Below are 16901 nucleotides of genomic sequence, written 5' to 3'. Positions count from 1 at the left end.
TGGGACGATGGGTACCGGGCGCAGCGAAGTAAAGGAGGAGAAGAAAACCGCGAGAGCGGGTTTCTTCGGGGGACATGAGCGGAGCCCGGTACCCATCGGCCCAGGCTCGCTCAGACCTCAGGAACTGAGCAGCTTGTCGAACGCCGCCATCTCCAGCGGCCGCCCGAAGAGATAACCCTGGGCCAAATGGCACCCCGCGTTCTTCAGGTACTCAGCCTGCTCAGCCGTCTCGACACCCTCCGCCACCAACGCCATGTTGAGCGAGCGCCCCACCGACACGATGGCCTTCACCAGCTCGGCGCTCTTGCCGTTGTGAGGCAGCTCCGACACGAAGCTGCGGTCGATCTTCAAGGTTTGCACCGGCAAACGGGTGAGGTAGCCCAGCGCCGAATACCCGGTGCCGAAGTCATCGATCGCAATCGTGATGCCCATCGCCGAGAGCGCTTCCAGACTTTGTCGCACGCCTTCGCTGCCGTCGAGCAGCAGGCTTTCGGTGATCTCGAGTTCCAGCCACTCCGGCTTGCAGGCACTGGCTGTCAACGCGCCCTGCACCGCTTCCACCAGGTTGTGCCCTTCGGCGAACTGGCGGGCCGACAGGTTGACCGCGATCTTCAGCGGGTCGGCCGCACGCTCGCGGTTCCAGCTCGCGACTGCATGACACGACTCGTGCAGTGCCCAGGTGCCCATGCGCACGATGAGGCCGGTTTCTTCCGCCAGCGGAATGAAGCTCATCGGCGACACCATGCCGCGCTGCGGCTGGCACCAGCGCATCAGCGCTTCGGCGCCCACGAGCTTCTGCGTGGCAAGGTCGAACTTGGGCTGGTAGTGCAGCAGCAGCTCCTGCCGCTCCACACCACGGCGCAGCTCGCTCTCCAGCATCAGGCGGTGTGACGCCTGCGCGGTGAGCTGCGGCGAATAGAACTGCACGTTGTTGCGCCCGCGCGCCTTGGCGTGCGAGAGCGCGGCGTCGGCGTGCTGCAGCAGCGCCTCGGCGCTGTTGCCATCGCTCGGGTAGAGCGCCGCGCCGATGCTGGCGGTCACGAAGACATCGGTGCCGTTGAGGTCGAACGGCGCCGAGAGCGCTTGCAGCAGCTTGCTCGCCACCCGCGCCAGCACGTCGGCCTGGCGCACCTCGGGGGCGAGGATGGCGAAAGCGTCGCCCGTCAGGCGCGCCACCACGTCGGTCTCGCGCATCGAATGCGAGAGGCGCGCGCCCACGAGCTTGAGCAGCTCGTCGCCGGCCGAGTGGCCGAGCGAGTCGTTGACCTTCTTGAACTGGTCGAGCCCCAGCATCAGCATGCCGAACTCCGCTGGGTGGCCGGGGCCGTTCATCTGCGACAGCGCCTGGTGCATGCGCTCGATCAGCCAGCTGCGGTTGGGCAGCGCGGTGACGGGGTCGAAGAACGCGAGTGAATGCACTTGCCGGCGGTAGTCGCGCAACTCGGTCACGTCCTGGATCGTGCCCAGCATGCGGCGCAGCTTGCCGGCGCCGTCGTACACGAGCTTGGCGCGGCCGTGCAGTTCGCGGCGCTGGCCGGTGGCATCGGCCACGTGGTAGTCGTAGCGCAGCGAGGGCAGGCGTTCGCGCACCGCTCGGCGGAACATCTCGAGCACCGCCTCGCGCTGCTCGGGTGGGATGAGCCCCGCCGCCTGGTCGAGGCCCGACGAGACGGTGGCGGTGTTGCCCATGCCGGTGATGCGCAAGGCCTCGGCGGAATAGATGGCGCGGTTGCGCTGGAAGTCCCACTCCCAGGAGCCGAAGTCAGCCATCTGCTGGGCTTCTTCGAGCCGGCCTTCGGCGGCGGTGAGCGCCACCGAGAGTTGCTGCGCGAGCGTCACGTCCTGCACGGCCGCGACCACCTGGCGCACCTGGCCGAAGGGGGTGTATTCGACGACCGCGACAGTGCGCACGTGGCGCAGCGCGCCACTCGCGAGCACGCACGGCAGCTCCATCTCGATGCGCCGCTGGCGTGCGCTCACCGCGTCGTTCCACGCAGCCATCAGGGCCGCCTGGCGGCTGCGCCGCACCATCGCAAGCAGGCCGCGCACAGTGGGTGTCTCGGTGGCACGCAGGCCGAGGATGGCCAGCGCCGCGGGCGTGCCATGCAGGGCGCCGGTGTCGTCCCAGCTCAGGTGGCCGATGGCGTCGAGACCCTGCGCCGCCTCTTCATACAAGGCATCGAGGGCGCGCGCTGGGAGCAGCGCGTCCAGGGCTTGTGGTTCGGGGTGCATGGTCACTTGGAATTGTGTGGTTGGGGCCTGAGCGCAGGTCGCTATGGTCAGGGCGGCGCGCCACTTGCGCCAGCGTTTCAGCATGGGTGTGCTAACAGAAACAAGGCTCGCGTGAGTTGATTCACGGCAGCGCCTGTCACACGCACGACACCCTGAACTCTGGAAGTCCTTGAGTGACAGGCCACTTCAAACGCCGCAACATGGTCAGTGCCTGTTCACTCCAAATGGCTCTGCCCAAGATGTCACGACTGCAGCAAGCTCTCACCCTGCGCAGCTTGACGCTGCGCAATCGCATCGTCATTGCGCCGATGTGCACCTACTCCGCCACCGATGGCGTGGCGAGCGACTTCCACCTCGTGCACCTCGGGCGCTACGCGCTCGGCGGTGCGGGGCTCGTGTTCGTGGAAGCGACCGCGGTGCAGCCCGAAGGCCGCATCACCCACGGCGACCTCGGGCTGTGGAACGACGCACAGGTGGAGCCGCTGGCCCGCATCGCGCGTTTCCTCAAGGCGCACGGGGCCACGCCCGCCATCCAGATCGCACACGCCGGCCGCAAGGCGAGCATGCAGCGGCCCTGGCAGGGCAACGGGCCGATGGACGCGAGCGACACCGCGCGCGGCGAAGTGCCCTGGCCCGTGATCGCGCCCACCGCGATGGCGGTGGAGCCCGGCTGGCTGATGCCACGCGAGATGAGCCTCGACGACATCGCCAAGCTCAAGCGCGATTTCGTCTCGGCCGCCGAGCGTGCGCTGAAGGCGGGCTTCGAGGTGCTGGAGATGCACAACGCGCACGGCTACCTCTTGCACTCGTTCCTCTCGCCCATCACCAACCAACGCAGCGATGCCTATGGGGGCACCCTTGCCGGCCGCATGCGCCTGCCGCTCGAAGTGGCCACGCTGCTGCGCGCGGCCTGGCCGCAGCACCTGCCGCTCTTCGTGCGCATCTCGTCGGTCGACGCGGTGGAGAACGGCTGGTCGATCGACGACAGCGTGGCCTATGCGAAAGCACTGAAGAAGATCGGCGTCGACGTGATCGACTGCTCGTCGGGCGGCATCACCACCTCGCCCACCGCCTCGGCGGTGCCGCGCGAATACGGTTTCCAGCTGCCGTATGCGAAGGCGGTGCGTGAAGGCGCGGGCATCGCGACGATGGCGGTGGGCCTGATCGTCGATGCGCACCAGGCCGAGCGCGCGCTCGAAGACGGCAGCGCCGACCTCGTGGCCATCGCACGCCAGGCCCTCGAAGACCCGAACTGGCCGGCCAAGGCGCTCACCGCGCTCGAAGCCGACCAGCCTGCCAACGAGCGCTACACGCACTGGCTGCCGCCCTACGGCTGGTGGCTCGCACGCCGCGCCAAGCTGATCGACCGGCTCGGCGCATGGCGCGGCTGATCACGAACGACCCTTCACGACACCACAGGAGACACCCATGCTGATGAAAGCCATCACTGTTGCTGCGATGACCCTGGCCGCCTCGACCGCGATGGCCCAGGCCTACCCCGACAAGCCCATCCACATCGTCGTGACCTTCACCACTGGCGGTGCGCCCGACATCATTGCGCGCCTGATCGGCGAGAAGCTCACCGCCGCGTGGAACGTGCCGACCATCATCGACAACAAGCCCGGCGCGGGCGGCAACACCGGCGCCGACGCGGTGGCCAAGTCGCCGGCCGACGGGTACACGGTGGTCGTGGGCACGGTGGGCACGCACTCGATCAACGGCGCGCTCTACAAGAAGATGCCCTACGACATGGTGAAGGACTTCACCCCCATCACCCTGCTCGCCACCACTCCCAACATGCTCGTCATCAACAACGACGTGCCGGCGAAGAACGTGAAGGAGCTGGTGGCGCTCGGCAAGAAGGACGGCAAGATGACCTTCGCCTCGTCGGGCTCGGGCACCTCGATCCACGTCTCGGGCGAGCTCTTCAAGAGCATGACGGGCATGCCGATGGAGCACATCCCGTACAAGGGCCGCGCCGGCGCCATCCCCGACCTGCTGGGCGGGCGTGTGACGATGATGTTCGACAACATGCCGTCGAGCCTGCCGCTGGTGAAGGAAGGCAAGCTGCGCGCGATCGGCGTGACGAGTGCCAAGCGTTCGGCCGCCGCGCCCGACATCCCGACCATCGCCGAGCAGGGCCTGCCCGGCTTCGAGGCGGTGTCGTGGTTCGCGCTCTTCGGCCCGGCCAACATGCCCAAGGCCGTGACCGACAAGCTCTCGGCCGAGGTCGGCAAGATCATGAAGTCGCCCGAGGTGAGCAAGAAGCTGCTCGACATCGGCCTCGAGCCCGCAACCGGCACGCCGGCCGAACTGGCGGCCTACCAGCAGAAGGAAATCACCAAGTGGGCGAAGGTGGTGAAGGACTCGGGGGCGACGGTCGACTGACGTCTCAGGCCGGCAGCACGGAGGGCGTGGCCTCGCCGTCTTCGTCACCTGCGTCATCCACCACCGGCTCGGGCACCACGCGTGACACCACGCGGTTGCGCCCGCCGTCCTTCGCGGCATAGAGCGCCTCGTCGGCACGCCGCAGCAGCGAGCTGAGCGTGTCGCCGGCCGCGAGCCGCGTCACGCCCACGCTGATGGTGACGCTGCGGCCCGGCGTGTGGCGCGACACGTCGAGCGCCGCCACCCGCTCGCGGAAGCGCTCGGCGGCCACCAGCGCGTCGTCGAGCGACACCTTGGGCAGCACGGCGATGAACTCCTCGCCGCCGAAGCGCGAGAGGCAGGGCGCAGGGCTCTTCACGTCACCGCCGATCGCCCGCACGGCCTCGGCCACGGCGCGCAGGAGCTGGTCGCCGGCCAGGTGGCCGTGGTTGTCGTTGATGGCCTTGAAGAGGTCGATGTCGGCGAGCAGCAGCGCGCAGTTCGGCTCGGCCTTGGCCATCTGCGCTTCGAGCTCGGTGAGCGCGGCGCGGCGGTTGGGCAGGCCGGTGAGCTCGTCGGTCATCGCGAGGCCGCGCATCGCCGCGCTCGTGCGCCGGTGGCGCCACAGCAGCACACCCAGCACCACGAGCAGGATGCCGGCCAGCACGATCACCGCGCTCAGCAGGCGGCCCGCCAGGCGCTCCTGCACGAGCGCGTGCTCGGTGACCTTCTGCGACTGCTGCAGCAGCGCCATCTCGCGGTCGCGCGCGGCGTTGTCGTACTCCACCTTGAGCGTGGCGAAACGCTCGTCGAGCTGGCGTGTGAGCACCTGGTCGGTGGCGGCCTTGAAGCGCGCCTGCTGCTCGAAGGCGCCGCGCCAGTCGCCCATCTCGGCGAACGTCTGCGAGAGCGCGCCGTGCGTGGCGGCCTGCTCGGCGAGCGACTCACCATCGCTGAAGACCTTGAGCGCTTCGTTGAGCGCCGCAGCGCTCTCGGGCAGGCGGTGCAGCAGGCGCAGGGCAATGCCCCGCTGCAGCTGGATCTGCGCCCGCAGGCGGGCGTCGGGCAGCGTCTTCTGCACCTCGGTGGCCTGGTCGAGCAACTCCAGCGCCGCGCCGGGCTCGTTGCGGGCGTTGCGCACCGCTGCCTGGCCGCGCAAGGCGTAGGCGATGCCGCGCGGGTAGCTCAGCTCGCGGCTCAGCTTGAGCACGCTGTCGAAGGCTTGCTGGGCGGCGTCCCACTCGCGCAGGTTCTCGAGCGAGCGGCCCAGGTTGTATTGCGTCACCGCCTGCTCGCGCTGCAGGCCGGCCGCGGCCTGCGCCTTCAGCGCCGACTCGTAGTAGTGCCGTGCCTGCACATGGTCGCCCATGCGGTTGTAGAGGATGGCAATCGTGTTCTCGACCGTGAGCGCGTGGTACGGCATCTGCAGCCGCTCGAAGAGCGCACGCGATCGCTTGAGATCGGCCAGGCCGCTCGCGAACTCGCCGCGCACGCCGCGCAGGTGGCCGCGGTTGAAGAGCGCGTCGGCCTGCATCTCGTCGTCCTGCGCCTTCTCGGCGAGAGCCACCTGCTGCTCGTACAGCTCGAGCGCGCGGGCGTTGTCGCCGGCCGCTTCCTGCAGCGTGCCTTCGCAGCCCAGCAGGCCGGCGGCGAGACCGCGGCGCTTGAGCTGCGGCAGCAGTGCGCGCGCCTCGGCCACGTGGCGCTGGGCGGCAGCGCCATCACGCTCGGAGTGGTAGTCGCACAGCAGCAAGTGGGCGCGCACCTGCAGGTCAGCGTCGGGGAGGCCCGCCAATTGCTGGAGCGCTTGCTCGGCGAGCTTGCGGCTGCGCTCGGGGTCGACCTTCACCTGCGCCTGGCTCTGCTCGACGAGCGCCCGCAGCTCGGCCGCCGCCTCGTTCGCCACGCTTGCGCACGGCCACCAAACCGACCACACCACCAGGAGAGCAACGACGTGACGCACGAGCGATCGCAAGAGATGAACCAGAGACGAAGAAACCGGATTGTCGCTTTGCACCGGCTGGCACAGAATCAACGGCCATGATCACCGAAAGCGACATCGGTCTGGCCGTGCCCGACGACGCGGTGGCGATTGCTGCGCTGTCGCGGCGGGTGATCGAGCATGGCCTCGAATGGCGCTGGACACCCCAGCGTGTGCTGGCCAGCATGGCCGACGCCGACACCAACGTGGTGGTGGCGCGCCAGTTCAACGACCTGCTCGGCTTCGCGGTGATGCGATACGCCGACGACGACGCCCACCTGCTGCTGCTCGCCACGCAGCCGCGCTGCCGCCGCCAGGGCGTGGGCAGCATGCTGCTGGCCTGGCTGGAGGGCACGCTGCAGGTGGCCGGCATCCGCACCATCAAGCTCGAGACGCGCAGCGGCAACGCCGGGGCACGCGCCTTCTACAAGCACCACGGCTTCATCGAGCACGACCGCCGCAGCGGCTACTACCAGGGCGTGGAAGACGCGGTGCGCTACCTCAAGCAGCTCGGGTTGCCCAACGCCTGAGGTGCATCAGCGGGCGTGGTGCAAGACGAGGCCGCCCTTCAGCAGCAACGGATGGACGTGCGCGAAGCCTGCCGAGTGCAAGGCCTCGCGCTGCTCGTCCACCGTCATGTAGAGCCGGTCGTTCGTCATGCCACCTTCGCCGAAGAAGTGGTCGCAGACGAGATAGCTCCCACCCGGGAGAAGTCGCTCGCGGGCCTGCGCGTGCAAGCTGCTCGCGTAGCGCTTGTGGCGCAATTCGTGCACCGCCTGGTGCGTGACGACGAAGTCGAACGCGCCGAGGCCCTCGCCCCAGAGCGGGTCGCGCAGATCGCGCACGAGGAAGTCGACACGGCCGGCGAACTGCGCGAGGCGCTCGCGCGCCATCACCTGCATCGGTGCCGAGAAGTCGAGCGCCACATAGTCGAGATCGGCCCGCAGCGCGAGCAGGCGTTCGGCCAGGAAGCCCGGGCCGGAGCCGAGTTCGAGCACTCGGCAGGGCGTGCCCGCATGCGGCGCGATCACCTCGGCGAAGGCCGAGAAGAACTCGGCACGCCACGGCCGCACCGACATCGCGGCCTCGGTCCATTGGCGTGCGTGCGCCGCCTCGCGGAAGTCGACCGTCACCGGCACGTCGTCGTTGAAATGGCTCATGCCGCGGCCCTCCGCAGCAGCTCGCCATACCGCGCGGCGTCGATGTTGGAGCCGCAGACGATGAGCGCCACGCGCTTGCCGTCGAGCCGCTCGCGCAACGGGCCGAGCAAGGCGGCCGTCGCGGCGGCCGCTGCCGGCTCGGCGGCGAGTTTCATGTCGAGGAAGAGGTGGTGCATGGCCGCGACGAGCGCGTCGTCGTCCACCCGCACGATCTCGTCGACGAAGCGCCGGCACACGCCGTAGCTGTAGGCCATCGCATACGGGGCACTCAGGCTGTCGGCCACGGTGTCGACGCCCTCCAGCCGCATCGGCCGGCCCGCCTGGAAGCTGCGGTACATGGCATCGGCACCCAAGGGCTCAACGCCGAACACCTGGCAGCGCGGGTTGATCTGCTTGACGATGGCCGAGATGCCAGCCGCGAGCCCGCCACCGCCCACCGGCACCACCACCGCATCGAGCCCGCGCACCTGGCGCATCAGCTCAAGTGCAATGGTGCCGGTGCCTTCGGCCGTGCGCGGGCCGTCGTAGGGGTGGACCATGCTGCGGCCTTCGTCGGCGGCGATCTGGTCGGCGATCGCGAAGGCCTCGGCCAGCGTCTCGGTGAGCAGCAGCTCGGCGCCGTAGCCGCGGCAGGCGTCGAGCCGCACCGGGCTGGCGAACTTCGGCATCACGAGCTTGGCATGCGAGCCCACCGCGCGGGCCGCACACGCCACCGACACCGCATGGTTGCCGGCACTCGCCGCCACCACCCCGCGGCGGCGCTGCTCGTCGCTGAACGACTGCACGGTGTTGAGCGCCCCGCGCAGCTTGAAGCTGCCGGTCTGCTGGAAGAGCTCGAGCTTGAGCCAGACCTCGGTGAGCGGGTTGAACGTGCGCGCGATCACGCCGGTCTGCCAGCGCCACACGGGCGTGGGCATGATCTGGCCGGCCAGGCGCATGGCGACACGTTCGACCTCATGCAGGCGGGGGTAGGACGGAAGCGACGACGACACCGGCGCAGCAGCGTCGGCTTGAAGCAATGCGGACATGAGAGGACTCCATTCGGTGCAAGGAATGCGTGGCCGTGAACGACACGCGCGCACGCAGGCGGCATGCGGGACCGCCAAGCACCGGACAAAGCCGCAGCTCAGCGGTCCAGGCGAATTCGAATGGAGATGGACGTGGGGGAGATGGCAGCGCGGCGCAGCACGACGCTCGCAAGGTGCGAGACGTGTGGGGAGGGTGCGGGCCGGCGGGTCACGGGGCGCATGATGTCACAGGCCTCGCGGCCTGCGCAAGCGCGGTCGTCGTCTCGGGGGCTTCGGCCACCACGCTGCGCTGGCGGCCGGCTTCCTTCGCCCGGTAGAGCGCCGCATCGGCCCGCTCGATGGTCATGTGCAGCGCCTCGCCCGGCGCCGCGGCGGCGATGCCGGCCGAGAAGCTGACCCCACGCGCCTCGCTGCCGCACGCAAAACTCAGGCTGCGCATGCGCTCGTGCACACGCTCGAGCACGCAGGCGGCGCCGGTCGCATCGGTTTCGGGCAACACGACCATGAACTCCTCGCCGCCCCAGCGGCCGAGCACGTCGGTGTCGCGCACGGTCGCACCGACCGCGAGCGCAAAGGCTTTCAGCACCTCGTCGCCCTGCGCATGGCCGCAGCTGTCGTTGATGCGCTTGAAGTGGTCGATGTCGAGCAGCGCAATCGACATCGGCCGCCCGCTGCGCTCGGCGCGCTGCACTTCCTTGTGCATCAGCGCCATCACGTGGCGGCGGTTGTAGAGGCCGGTGAGTTCGTCGCGGATGGCGAGCTGGCGGTTGTGCTCCAGCGCCTGCTCCAGGTCGTGCCGGTGCTGGCGCAGCTTGTGGCGCATGGTGCTCAGCTGGCCGGCGAGCACCGCGATGGCGGGCAGCACCACCGCGATCATCATGAAATGCAGCGCCTCTTCGGCGATCGGGAAACGCTCCGGCCAGCGCAGGTGGCCGCCGACCATGGCCACCCCCAGCAGCAGCACGGCCAGCACGCTCAGGCGCCGCACCTGCCCGGGCTTGAGGGCGAACATGCCGCTCACCAGCGTGATGGCCATCGCGAGCAGGCTCGCGCCGCGCACCGGCCCGCAGATCAGGTAGGCGGTGACGGTCGAGAACACGCTGAAGACGCCCTGCGCCATGGTGAGTGCGGGGTCGGTGGGGGAGAGGCGTTCATTCCAGCCGCTGCGGATGACGGCATAGAAGGCCAGCACGCCCAGCAGCGTGAGCGACGACCAGGCCAGCGCGTGGTGCGCTTCGATCAGGCCCGTCCACACGCCGAAGGCGCAGATGAACGACAGCAGCACGTCGACCAGCACCACCAGCAGCGCCTGCGAGGCGCGCAGGCGCTGCCGCGCCTCGCGGCCGAGCACGAGGGTGGCAAGCTGGGTGGAAAGGGCGGCGCCCATGCCCGGATATCGGCCCGCGGCGGCGCTGCTTGAGCCATGCGCCGGGGCCGATCAGCGTTGGAATGTGGCGCTTTCCGCTGCCGCGGCGAGCGCGGCGTCGACCGCCTCGTTGAGCTTTCCCACGTGGATGGGCTTGGTGAGGTAGCGGAAGAAGCCGGCTTCCAGGCCCAACGCCCGCGCGCGCGGCATCGCATCGGCGGTGACGGCGATGACCGGGATGTGGCGCGTCACCGGGTCGGCGGCCAGCAGCGCGCGGGCGTCGGCGCCGTTGAGGCCGGGCAGGTGGATGTCCATCAGGATGACCTGCGGCAAGTGGGCGCGCGCGAGTTCGATGCCGAGCTGCGCATCGGGCGCGGAGAGCATGCGCAGGTCGCCGCGGAAGGTGACGATCTCTTCCACCAGCCGCAGGTTGGCGGGGTTGTCTTCCACGTAGAGCAGCAGCGGCATGTGCGGCAGCGCCAGCGTGTCGCGCGGGGTGAGCGGCATGCGGTCGGTTTCGGCAGCGGCGGCCGTGTCTTGCGAGCGCTGGAGTTCGATCCAGAACTCGCTGCCCACGCCCGGAGTGCTGTGCACGCCGATGCGCCCGCCCATGAGTTCGACCAGGCGCTTGGTGACCACGAGGCCGATGCCGGTGCCTTCGACCGCGCCCGCTTCCTGCCCCAGCCGGTTGAAGGGCTGGAAGAGCGAAGCCACCTGCTCGGGCCTGAGGCCCGGGCCGGTGTCGCGCACGACGATGCGCGCGGTGCCGCTGTTGAACGAGGCGCACTCGACCACCACCGCGCCGTCGTCGCGGTTGTACTTGATGGCGTTGGACAGCAGGTTGAGCATCACCTGCTTCAGTCGCGTGCGGTCGGCCACCACGGTGAGCGAGGGGTCGACCGGCATCAGCATGTGCAGCCCGCGCTGCGCCGCGGCCGGCTCCAGCATGGTGTGGCATTCCTTCAGCAGCGCGGCCATCTCCACCGGCTCGGGCGAGAGCATCAGGTTGGCCGACTCGATGCGCGCGAGGTCGAGCACCTCGTTGATGAGGCTCAGCAGGTGGCTGCCGGCCTTCAGGATGTGCTGCGTGAACTCGGCGCGCTTGGTGGCCGGCAGCGCGATGCCCTCGCTCGCCAGCAGCTGGCCGAAGCCGAGGATGGCGTTGAGCGGCGTGCGCAGCTCGTGGCTCATGCTGGAGATGAACTCCGACTTGGCGCGGTTGGCGCGCTCGGCGGCCTCGGTGGCCTGGGCCAGCTCGCGGTTGGAGGCTTCGAGCTGGGCAGTGCGCTCGTGCACACGCGCTTCGAGCCGCTCGTTGAGCTGCATCACCTCGTGCTGCGCCTGGCGGCGGTCGTTGACCTCGCGCGCGATCTCGCGCAGCGCGGCTTCGTTCTCGTGCGCACGCCGCTCGATCTCGGCCATCATGCCGTTGAACGACTCGGCGAGCGTGCCCACCTCGTCGTCGCTCATCTTCTGCGCGCGGCGCGAGTAGTCGCGCTGCTCCATCACCTCGCGCGCGGTGGTGGCGATGGCCAGCACCGGCCGCGTCACCACACGCTGCAGGCGCAACGAAACGGCCCAGGCCACGCCCATGGCCACGGCCAGCACGGCCAGGGCGATGCCGCTGTAGCCGATCACCCGCTCGTGCAGCCCGTAGTCGGCACGCAGGTAGACCGAGCCGCGCGCCTCGCCCTTGTCGACGATGGGCGCGGTGACCACCATCTCACGCTCCTCGATGCGCACGCCGGGGACGTCGGGCCGCGTGGGAAACGACGCCGACGCCGCGGTGGCCGGGTACAGCGCGAAGAGTTCGCCGTGCTCGTCATACACCGCCGCGACGCGCACCTGGGGCCGCAGGCGCAGCAGCGAGAGGTTGTCGCTGGCCACCTTGGCGTCGTCGAAGGCGAGCGCGGTGGCGGTGGACTTGCCGAGCAGCTCGGCCTGGCCGGCCATGTCGCCCACCCACGACTGGTGGTACGACCGCAGGTCGTAGGCGATCATCGCCGCCAGCGCCACGACCAGCGAGACGAGCGTGGTGAGCAGCACCACGCTCACGAGCTTGGTCTGCAGCGAGGTCGACGAGCGTCGGTGCGCGGCGATCGTCATGGCGCACCCTCCACGCGACGCGCCACGCCGAGCAGGCGCGAGCTGATCTTGAGCTCGCGCGACTCGGCGCTGCGCAGGTCGACGTCGAAGCGCACACGCTTGTCGAGCATCACGAAGTTGATCGTGCTGCCGGCCGGCAGCGTGTCGTCTGCCTCGGTGACCGTGAGCACCGGCTGGCGCCCGGTGGCGGCGAGCCAGGTGGCCGCGCGGGCCCCGGCCCCACGGCCGACGAAGAGCACGTGCAACCCCGACGCCGCCTCGCCGGGCCCCAGGCGCCGCGACACCACGGGCCGGCTCTCGGCCCGGCGACGCGCAATGAGCGCGTCGAGTTCTTCCATCAGCGCATCGGCGCCGGCCACGCCGATCACGAAGGGGCTCTTGGGGCCCTCGAAGGCTGCGACCGGCCACTCCACGAAATCGAGGAACTTGTAGAGGTAGGCCGCCTTGACCTGGTGCTCGGCCACCGCACCCACCTGGGCCACGCCGGCTTGGGGCCGCAGCCAGGCAGCCGCGCCGAGGGCAGCGTGCAGACAGGCGCACACCGCCGCACGGCGTTTCACAACGACCACCTCAGCCAGACGCCGACGCTGCGCTCGAATTCGCTGCGCCCCGGGGCGGCACCGAACTCGGCATGCTTTGCATCGAAGAGGTTGCAGCCCACGAGCGACAGCTCCAGGTCGCGCCTCACGCGCCAGCCGTAGCGCGCATCGAAAGCCGTGTAGGCCGGCACGCCCGCCTGCGGCAGGCTGGCCACGCGGCGCAGCGAGAGCTCCAGCTCCTGGCCTTCGACCGGGGTGTGGGTGGAGCGCAGCGACCACTGGAACGACGGGTCGTCGCCGAGGTTGGGCGGGCCGACGGGGTCGGTGCTGCCGGCCTTCAGGTGCAGGCGCTTGTGCAGCGTGGTGAGGCCGCCGCTCAGGCGCCAGCTCGGCAACGCCTGCCAGGTGGCCCAGGCCTCGAGGCCGTAGGTCTGGCCTTCGATCATGTTCTGCACCTGCGCGTTGGGCGGCGGCTGGCCGCTGCGCAGGTAGTCCCAGTCGCTCAGGTAGGCGGTGGCCGAGCCGCTCCAGCCCGCGCCGAACTGGCCGCGCCAGCCGAGTTCGAACACGTTGGCCACCTCGGCGCGGAAGTCGGGCCCGCCCGCGATGATGTAGGGCGGCGTGGGCGGCAGGCGGATGTCGCGGTCGAGCCGGGCCGGCGCCCGCACCGCGCGCGAGAGTGCCGTCCACACCATCTGCTGCGGCAGCGGGCGCCACGCCAGGCGCAGGTTGGGCAGGGGCTCGAGGCCGGTGAAGTCGTTGTGCTCGAGCTTCAGGCCGAGCGTGAGGTCGAGTGTGTCGCTCAGGGCCAGGTCGTCCTGCACGAAGAGGTTGCCCCAGCTGAGCGTCTGGCGCTCGGGCACGAAGCCGAAGAAGAGGCCGGGCTCGAGCTTGTCGCGCGCCCAGCGATAGCCGCCGCCCCACACGAGCTTGTGGCGGCCGTGGGTGAGGGCGTGCTGCAGCTCGAGGTCGGCGAGGTCGACAGTCGGGCGGTAGAGCAGCGCGTCTTCGCGCTCCATGTGGTCGACATAGGCCTGCACGCGCAGCTCGCTGCCGGCTTCGAGCCGGCGCGTCCAGCGGCCGAGCAGGTTGGCGCCGGAACTGCTGATCGGCGTGAGCTCGGTGCCGAGCAGCACGCCGCGGTGCTCGGCCCGCGTGCGGTAGATGTCGCCCTGCAGCGTCAGGGTGTCGGTGCCCATCACGAAGTCGGCGCGCAGGCCGGCCTGGTGGCGCTCGTTGGCATCGGGCACGGCGCTGCCGCTGGCGGTTTCGTTGGCGTCGAGGCGCTGCGTCTTGCCGTACACCCGCAGGTGGCCCGTCGCGCCGAGCGCCACGCCATGCCGCAGCGACAGGCCGCGCTCATGGGTGCCGGCGTCGGCCACCACCCGCGTGCCCTGCGTGTCGGCACTCGGCCGGGTGAGGATGTTGATCACCCCATTCACCGCGTTGGCCCCCCACAGCGTGGCGCCGGGGCCGCTGATGACCTCGATGCGCTCGACGTCGTCGAGCAGCACGTCCTGCTGGTCCCAGAACACACCCGAGAAGAACGGTGTGTAGACGGTGCGCCCGTCGATGAGCACCAGCAGCTTGTTGCCGATGGCGTTGTTGAAGCCGCGCGCGCTGATGGCGTATTGCGTGGCGTCGAGGCGTGCCACCTGCAGGTTGGGCGCGAGGCGCAGCGCTTCGGGCAACGAACTCACGCCCGAGCGGCGGATGGCCTCGGCGGTGATGACGTAGATGGAGGCCGGCGCCGCCGCAAGCGGCTCGCCGCGGCGCGACACCGAGGTGACCTCGAGGCGGCCCAGCTCTTCGAGCGAGAGGTCGGCGATGTCGCGCACCGTCGACCAGGCCGGCAAAGCGCACGACAACAAGGCGCACACCGGCACGGCGCGCAACCACAGCGCCCAGGCCTCGCGTCTCATGCGTCTCGTGTCCTGGCTCAGGATGCAAGTCCTCTGCGTGGGTCACACCGGGCCGCACACGGGCGGCCATCGTTCCGACGATTCGAGCAGGCCCGACCGTACACCGCCACTGTCAGGCCTGACAGGACCAGGGTTTCACACGCCGCTCACGACCAGAGCTTGAGCAGCAGTTCCTTCACGAGGTCGATCGACTGGTCGATCAGCGGCCCGCGGTGGCGCTGGGCCGAGGTGGCGATCCACAAGGTGGTGGTCATCTTCGGGCGGCGAATGGGCCTGACGGCAAAGCGGTTTTCTTGGCCGCTCGCGCGGATGGCGTTGAGCGCGAGCACCGCATGCGCCTGGCCCTGCTGCACCAGGTCGAGGATGGCGGGGATGCTCTCCACCTCCAGGGAAACCCTCGCCTTGCGGCCCTCGTTGGCGAGCGCCGTCTCGAGCAGCATGCGGATCGAGTGCGGCAGGCTCGGGATCACGAGCTCGTGCTCGGCCACTTCGGCCAGCGTGACGGGCGGGCCGATCAGCTTGCCGCCCTTCTCGCGCGCGGAGACGAGGTAGAGCTGCTCGTCGAGCACCGGCACCAGGTCGATGGCCGCCGACGGCGCCACGTTGTAGACCACCGCGCAGTCGACCCGGCCGATGGCCAGCCACTCCAGCACGTAGGTCGACAGGCCCTCCACCACGCTCAACGTGGCCTTGGGAAAGCGCGCACGGAACGAGGCCACGAGCGGCGTGGTGAGCGTGCGGCTCACGCTCGGCGGCAGCGCCAGCACCAGGCGGCCGGTGGCAGCGCCACGGTGGTCTTCCATGTCGAGCCGGGCCCGCTCGACCTGCTGCAGGATGCCGCGGCCGTGGGCCAGCAGGCGGGTGCCGGCCTCGGTGAGCGTGACGCCGCGGCCGTTGCGTTCGAAGAGGGACTGGCGCAGCTCGACTTCGAGGGCGCGCACCTGGCGGCTGAGCGCGGGCTGGGCGATGGACAGGAAGCTCGCAGCACGCGTGAAGCTGCCGAGTTCGGCCACGTGAACGAAGTACTCCAGCTGCTTCAGGTCCATAAGTCGGAATATGCCACTGCGGCATAGCTGCTATGTGGGCTATCTCGTTGCTGCATGAGAAGTGCTGCGCAAGAATCGTTCGCAGATCGCCCCCACGGCGCTCCCCAGCGCACACGACATGAGCCTCATCATCGACATCCACGGCCACTACACCACCGCCCCGAAGGCGCTGGAAGACTGGCGCAACCGGCAGATCGCCAACCTGAACGACAAGGCCAACCTGCCGAAGGCATCGGAGCTGAAAATCACCGACGACGAGCTGCGCGAGAGCATCGTCAACAACCAGCTGAAGAAGATGCAGGAGCGCGGCAGCGACCTCACCGTCTTCTCGCCGCGTGCGAGCTTCATGGCGCACCACATCGGCGACTTCGAGGTCTCGTCGACCTGGGCGGCGATCTGCAACGAGCTTTGCTTCCGCGTGGCGCAGCTCTTCCCCGACAACTTCATCCCGGCCGCGATGCTGCCGCAGTCGCCGGGCGTCGACCCCAAGACCTGCATCCCCGAGTTGGAGAAGTGCGTCACCCAGTACGGCAACGTGGCGATCAACCTTAACCCCGACCCGTCGGGCGGGCACTGGACCTCGCCGCCGCTCACCGACAAGGCCTGGTACCCCATCTACGAGAAGATGGTGGAGCACCGCATCCCGGCGATGGTCCACGTGAGCACGAGCTGCAACGCCTGCTTCCACACCACCGGCGCGCACTACATCAACGCCGACACCACGGCGGTGATGCAGCTGATCCAGGGTGACCTGTTCAAGGACTTCCCCGAGTTGAAGTTCATCGTGCCGCACGGCGGTGGCGCCGCGCCCTACCACTGGGGCCGCTACCGGGGCCTGGCGCAGGAGCTGAAGAAGCCGCTGCTCAAAGACCACCTGCTCAACAACGTGTTCTTCGACACCTGCGTCTACCACCAGCCCGGCATCGACCTGCTGACCACGGTGATCCCGGTCGACAACATCCTCTTTGCGAGCGAAATGATCGGTGCGGTGCGTGGCATCGACCCCGAGACCGGGAACTACTACGACGACACCAAGCGCTACATCGAGGCCTCGAAGATCCTGAGCGCCGAAGACAAGCACAAGGTCTACGAGGCGAATGCTCGGCGTGTGTACCCGCGCCTCGACGCGGCTCTCAAAGCAAAGGGGAAGTGAG

13 protein-coding genes are annotated in these 16901 nt (G+C 69.4%); 4 read left to right on the top strand and 9 right to left on the bottom strand.

Annotated elements, in window-relative coordinates:
- Positions 1–117: 117 nt before the first annotated feature.
- Positions 118–2232 carry an EAL domain-containing protein gene (locus KF892_17090; GenBank protein ID MBX3626738.1) on the bottom strand — a complete coding sequence of 705 codons (2115 nt, stop codon included), beginning with the start codon at positions 2230–2232 and terminating at the stop codon, positions 118–120.
- A 224-nt stretch (positions 2233–2456) separates the two neighbouring features.
- Here KF892_17090 and KF892_17085 point away from each other — a divergent pair, with 224 nt between their 5' ends.
- Together KF892_17085 and KF892_17080 are read left to right on the top strand one after the other, a co-directional pair.
- Positions 2457–3623, top strand: a complete 1167-nt coding sequence (locus KF892_17085; protein MBX3626737.1) for an NADH:flavin oxidoreductase/NADH oxidase — start codon at positions 2457–2459, stop codon at positions 3621–3623.
- A 43-nt stretch (positions 3624–3666) separates the two neighbouring features.
- Positions 3667–4620: a tripartite tricarboxylate transporter substrate binding protein gene (locus tag KF892_17080; protein ID MBX3626736.1), complete on the top strand. Its 954-nt coding sequence runs from the start codon at positions 3667–3669 to the stop codon at positions 4618–4620.
- A gap of 4 nt (positions 4621–4624) precedes the next feature.
- Here KF892_17080 and KF892_17075 read toward each other — a convergent pair whose 3' ends face one another.
- Positions 4625–6505, bottom strand: a complete 1881-nt coding sequence (locus KF892_17075; GenBank protein ID MBX3626735.1) for a GGDEF domain-containing protein — start codon at positions 6503–6505, stop codon at positions 4625–4627.
- A gap of 134 nt (positions 6506–6639) precedes the next feature.
- On the opposite strand from KF892_17075, the gene KF892_17070 reads away from it, so the two are divergent.
- Complete coding sequence (locus tag KF892_17070) at positions 6640–7110, top strand: GNAT family N-acetyltransferase (GenBank protein ID MBX3626734.1); 471 nt, start codon at positions 6640–6642, stop codon at positions 7108–7110.
- 6 nt (positions 7111–7116) lie between these two features.
- On the opposite strand, the gene KF892_17065 is transcribed toward KF892_17070, so the two are convergent.
- The 7 genes from KF892_17065 to KF892_17035 all read right to left on the bottom strand — a co-directional run bounded on the left by KF892_17065 (position 7117) and on the right by KF892_17035 (position 15747).
- Positions 7117–7740 carry a class I SAM-dependent methyltransferase gene (locus KF892_17065; GenBank protein ID MBX3626733.1) on the bottom strand — a complete coding sequence of 208 codons (624 nt, stop codon included), beginning with the start codon at positions 7738–7740 and terminating at the stop codon, positions 7117–7119.
- Complete coding sequence (locus tag KF892_17060) at positions 7737–8768, bottom strand: threonine/serine dehydratase (protein ID MBX3626732.1); 1032 nt, start codon at positions 8766–8768, stop codon at positions 7737–7739. Before KF892_17060 ends, KF892_17065 begins: the two co-directional genes overlap by 4 nt.
- Before the next feature lie 208 nt (positions 8769–8976).
- Positions 8977–10155: a diguanylate cyclase gene (locus KF892_17055; GenBank protein ID MBX3626731.1), complete on the bottom strand. Its 1179-nt coding sequence runs from the start codon at positions 10153–10155 to the stop codon at positions 8977–8979.
- A gap of 51 nt (positions 10156–10206) precedes the next feature.
- Positions 10207–12240, bottom strand: a complete 2034-nt coding sequence (locus KF892_17050) for a response regulator (GenBank protein MBX3626730.1) — start codon at positions 12238–12240, stop codon at positions 10207–10209.
- Positions 12237–12800: a YfiR family protein gene (locus KF892_17045; protein MBX3626729.1), complete on the bottom strand. Its 564-nt coding sequence runs from the start codon at positions 12798–12800 to the stop codon at positions 12237–12239. Before KF892_17045 ends, KF892_17050 begins: the two co-directional genes overlap by 4 nt.
- Positions 12797–14617, bottom strand: coding sequence for a TonB-dependent receptor (locus KF892_17040; GenBank protein ID MBX3626728.1), 1821 nt, complete (start codon positions 14615–14617; stop codon positions 12797–12799). The genes KF892_17045 and KF892_17040 overlap by 4 nt, the downstream gene beginning before the upstream one ends.
- 230 nt (positions 14618–14847) lie before the next feature.
- The gene (locus KF892_17035) at positions 14848–15747 is read right to left on the bottom strand and encodes a LysR family transcriptional regulator (GenBank protein ID MBX3626727.1); all 900 of its coding nucleotides are present in this window, start codon (positions 15745–15747) and stop codon (positions 14848–14850) included.
- Positions 15748–15865: 118 nt separating this feature from the next.
- On the opposite strand from KF892_17035, the gene KF892_17030 reads away from it, so the two are divergent.
- Positions 15866–16900 (top strand): amidohydrolase, encoded by a 1035-nt coding sequence (locus KF892_17030; GenBank protein ID MBX3626726.1) that lies wholly within the window; start codon positions 15866–15868, stop codon positions 16898–16900.
- Position 16901: the final 1 nt, after the last annotated feature.

Origin of the sequence: Rhizobacter sp. (genome assembly GCA_019635355.1) — a bacterium.
In the GTDB taxonomy this organism is placed as follows: domain Bacteria; phylum Pseudomonadota; class Gammaproteobacteria; order Burkholderiales; family Burkholderiaceae_C; genus Rhizobacter.
Note: the sequence above shows the minus strand (reverse complement) of the source record. Positions and strands in the feature narration are given on the sequence as shown.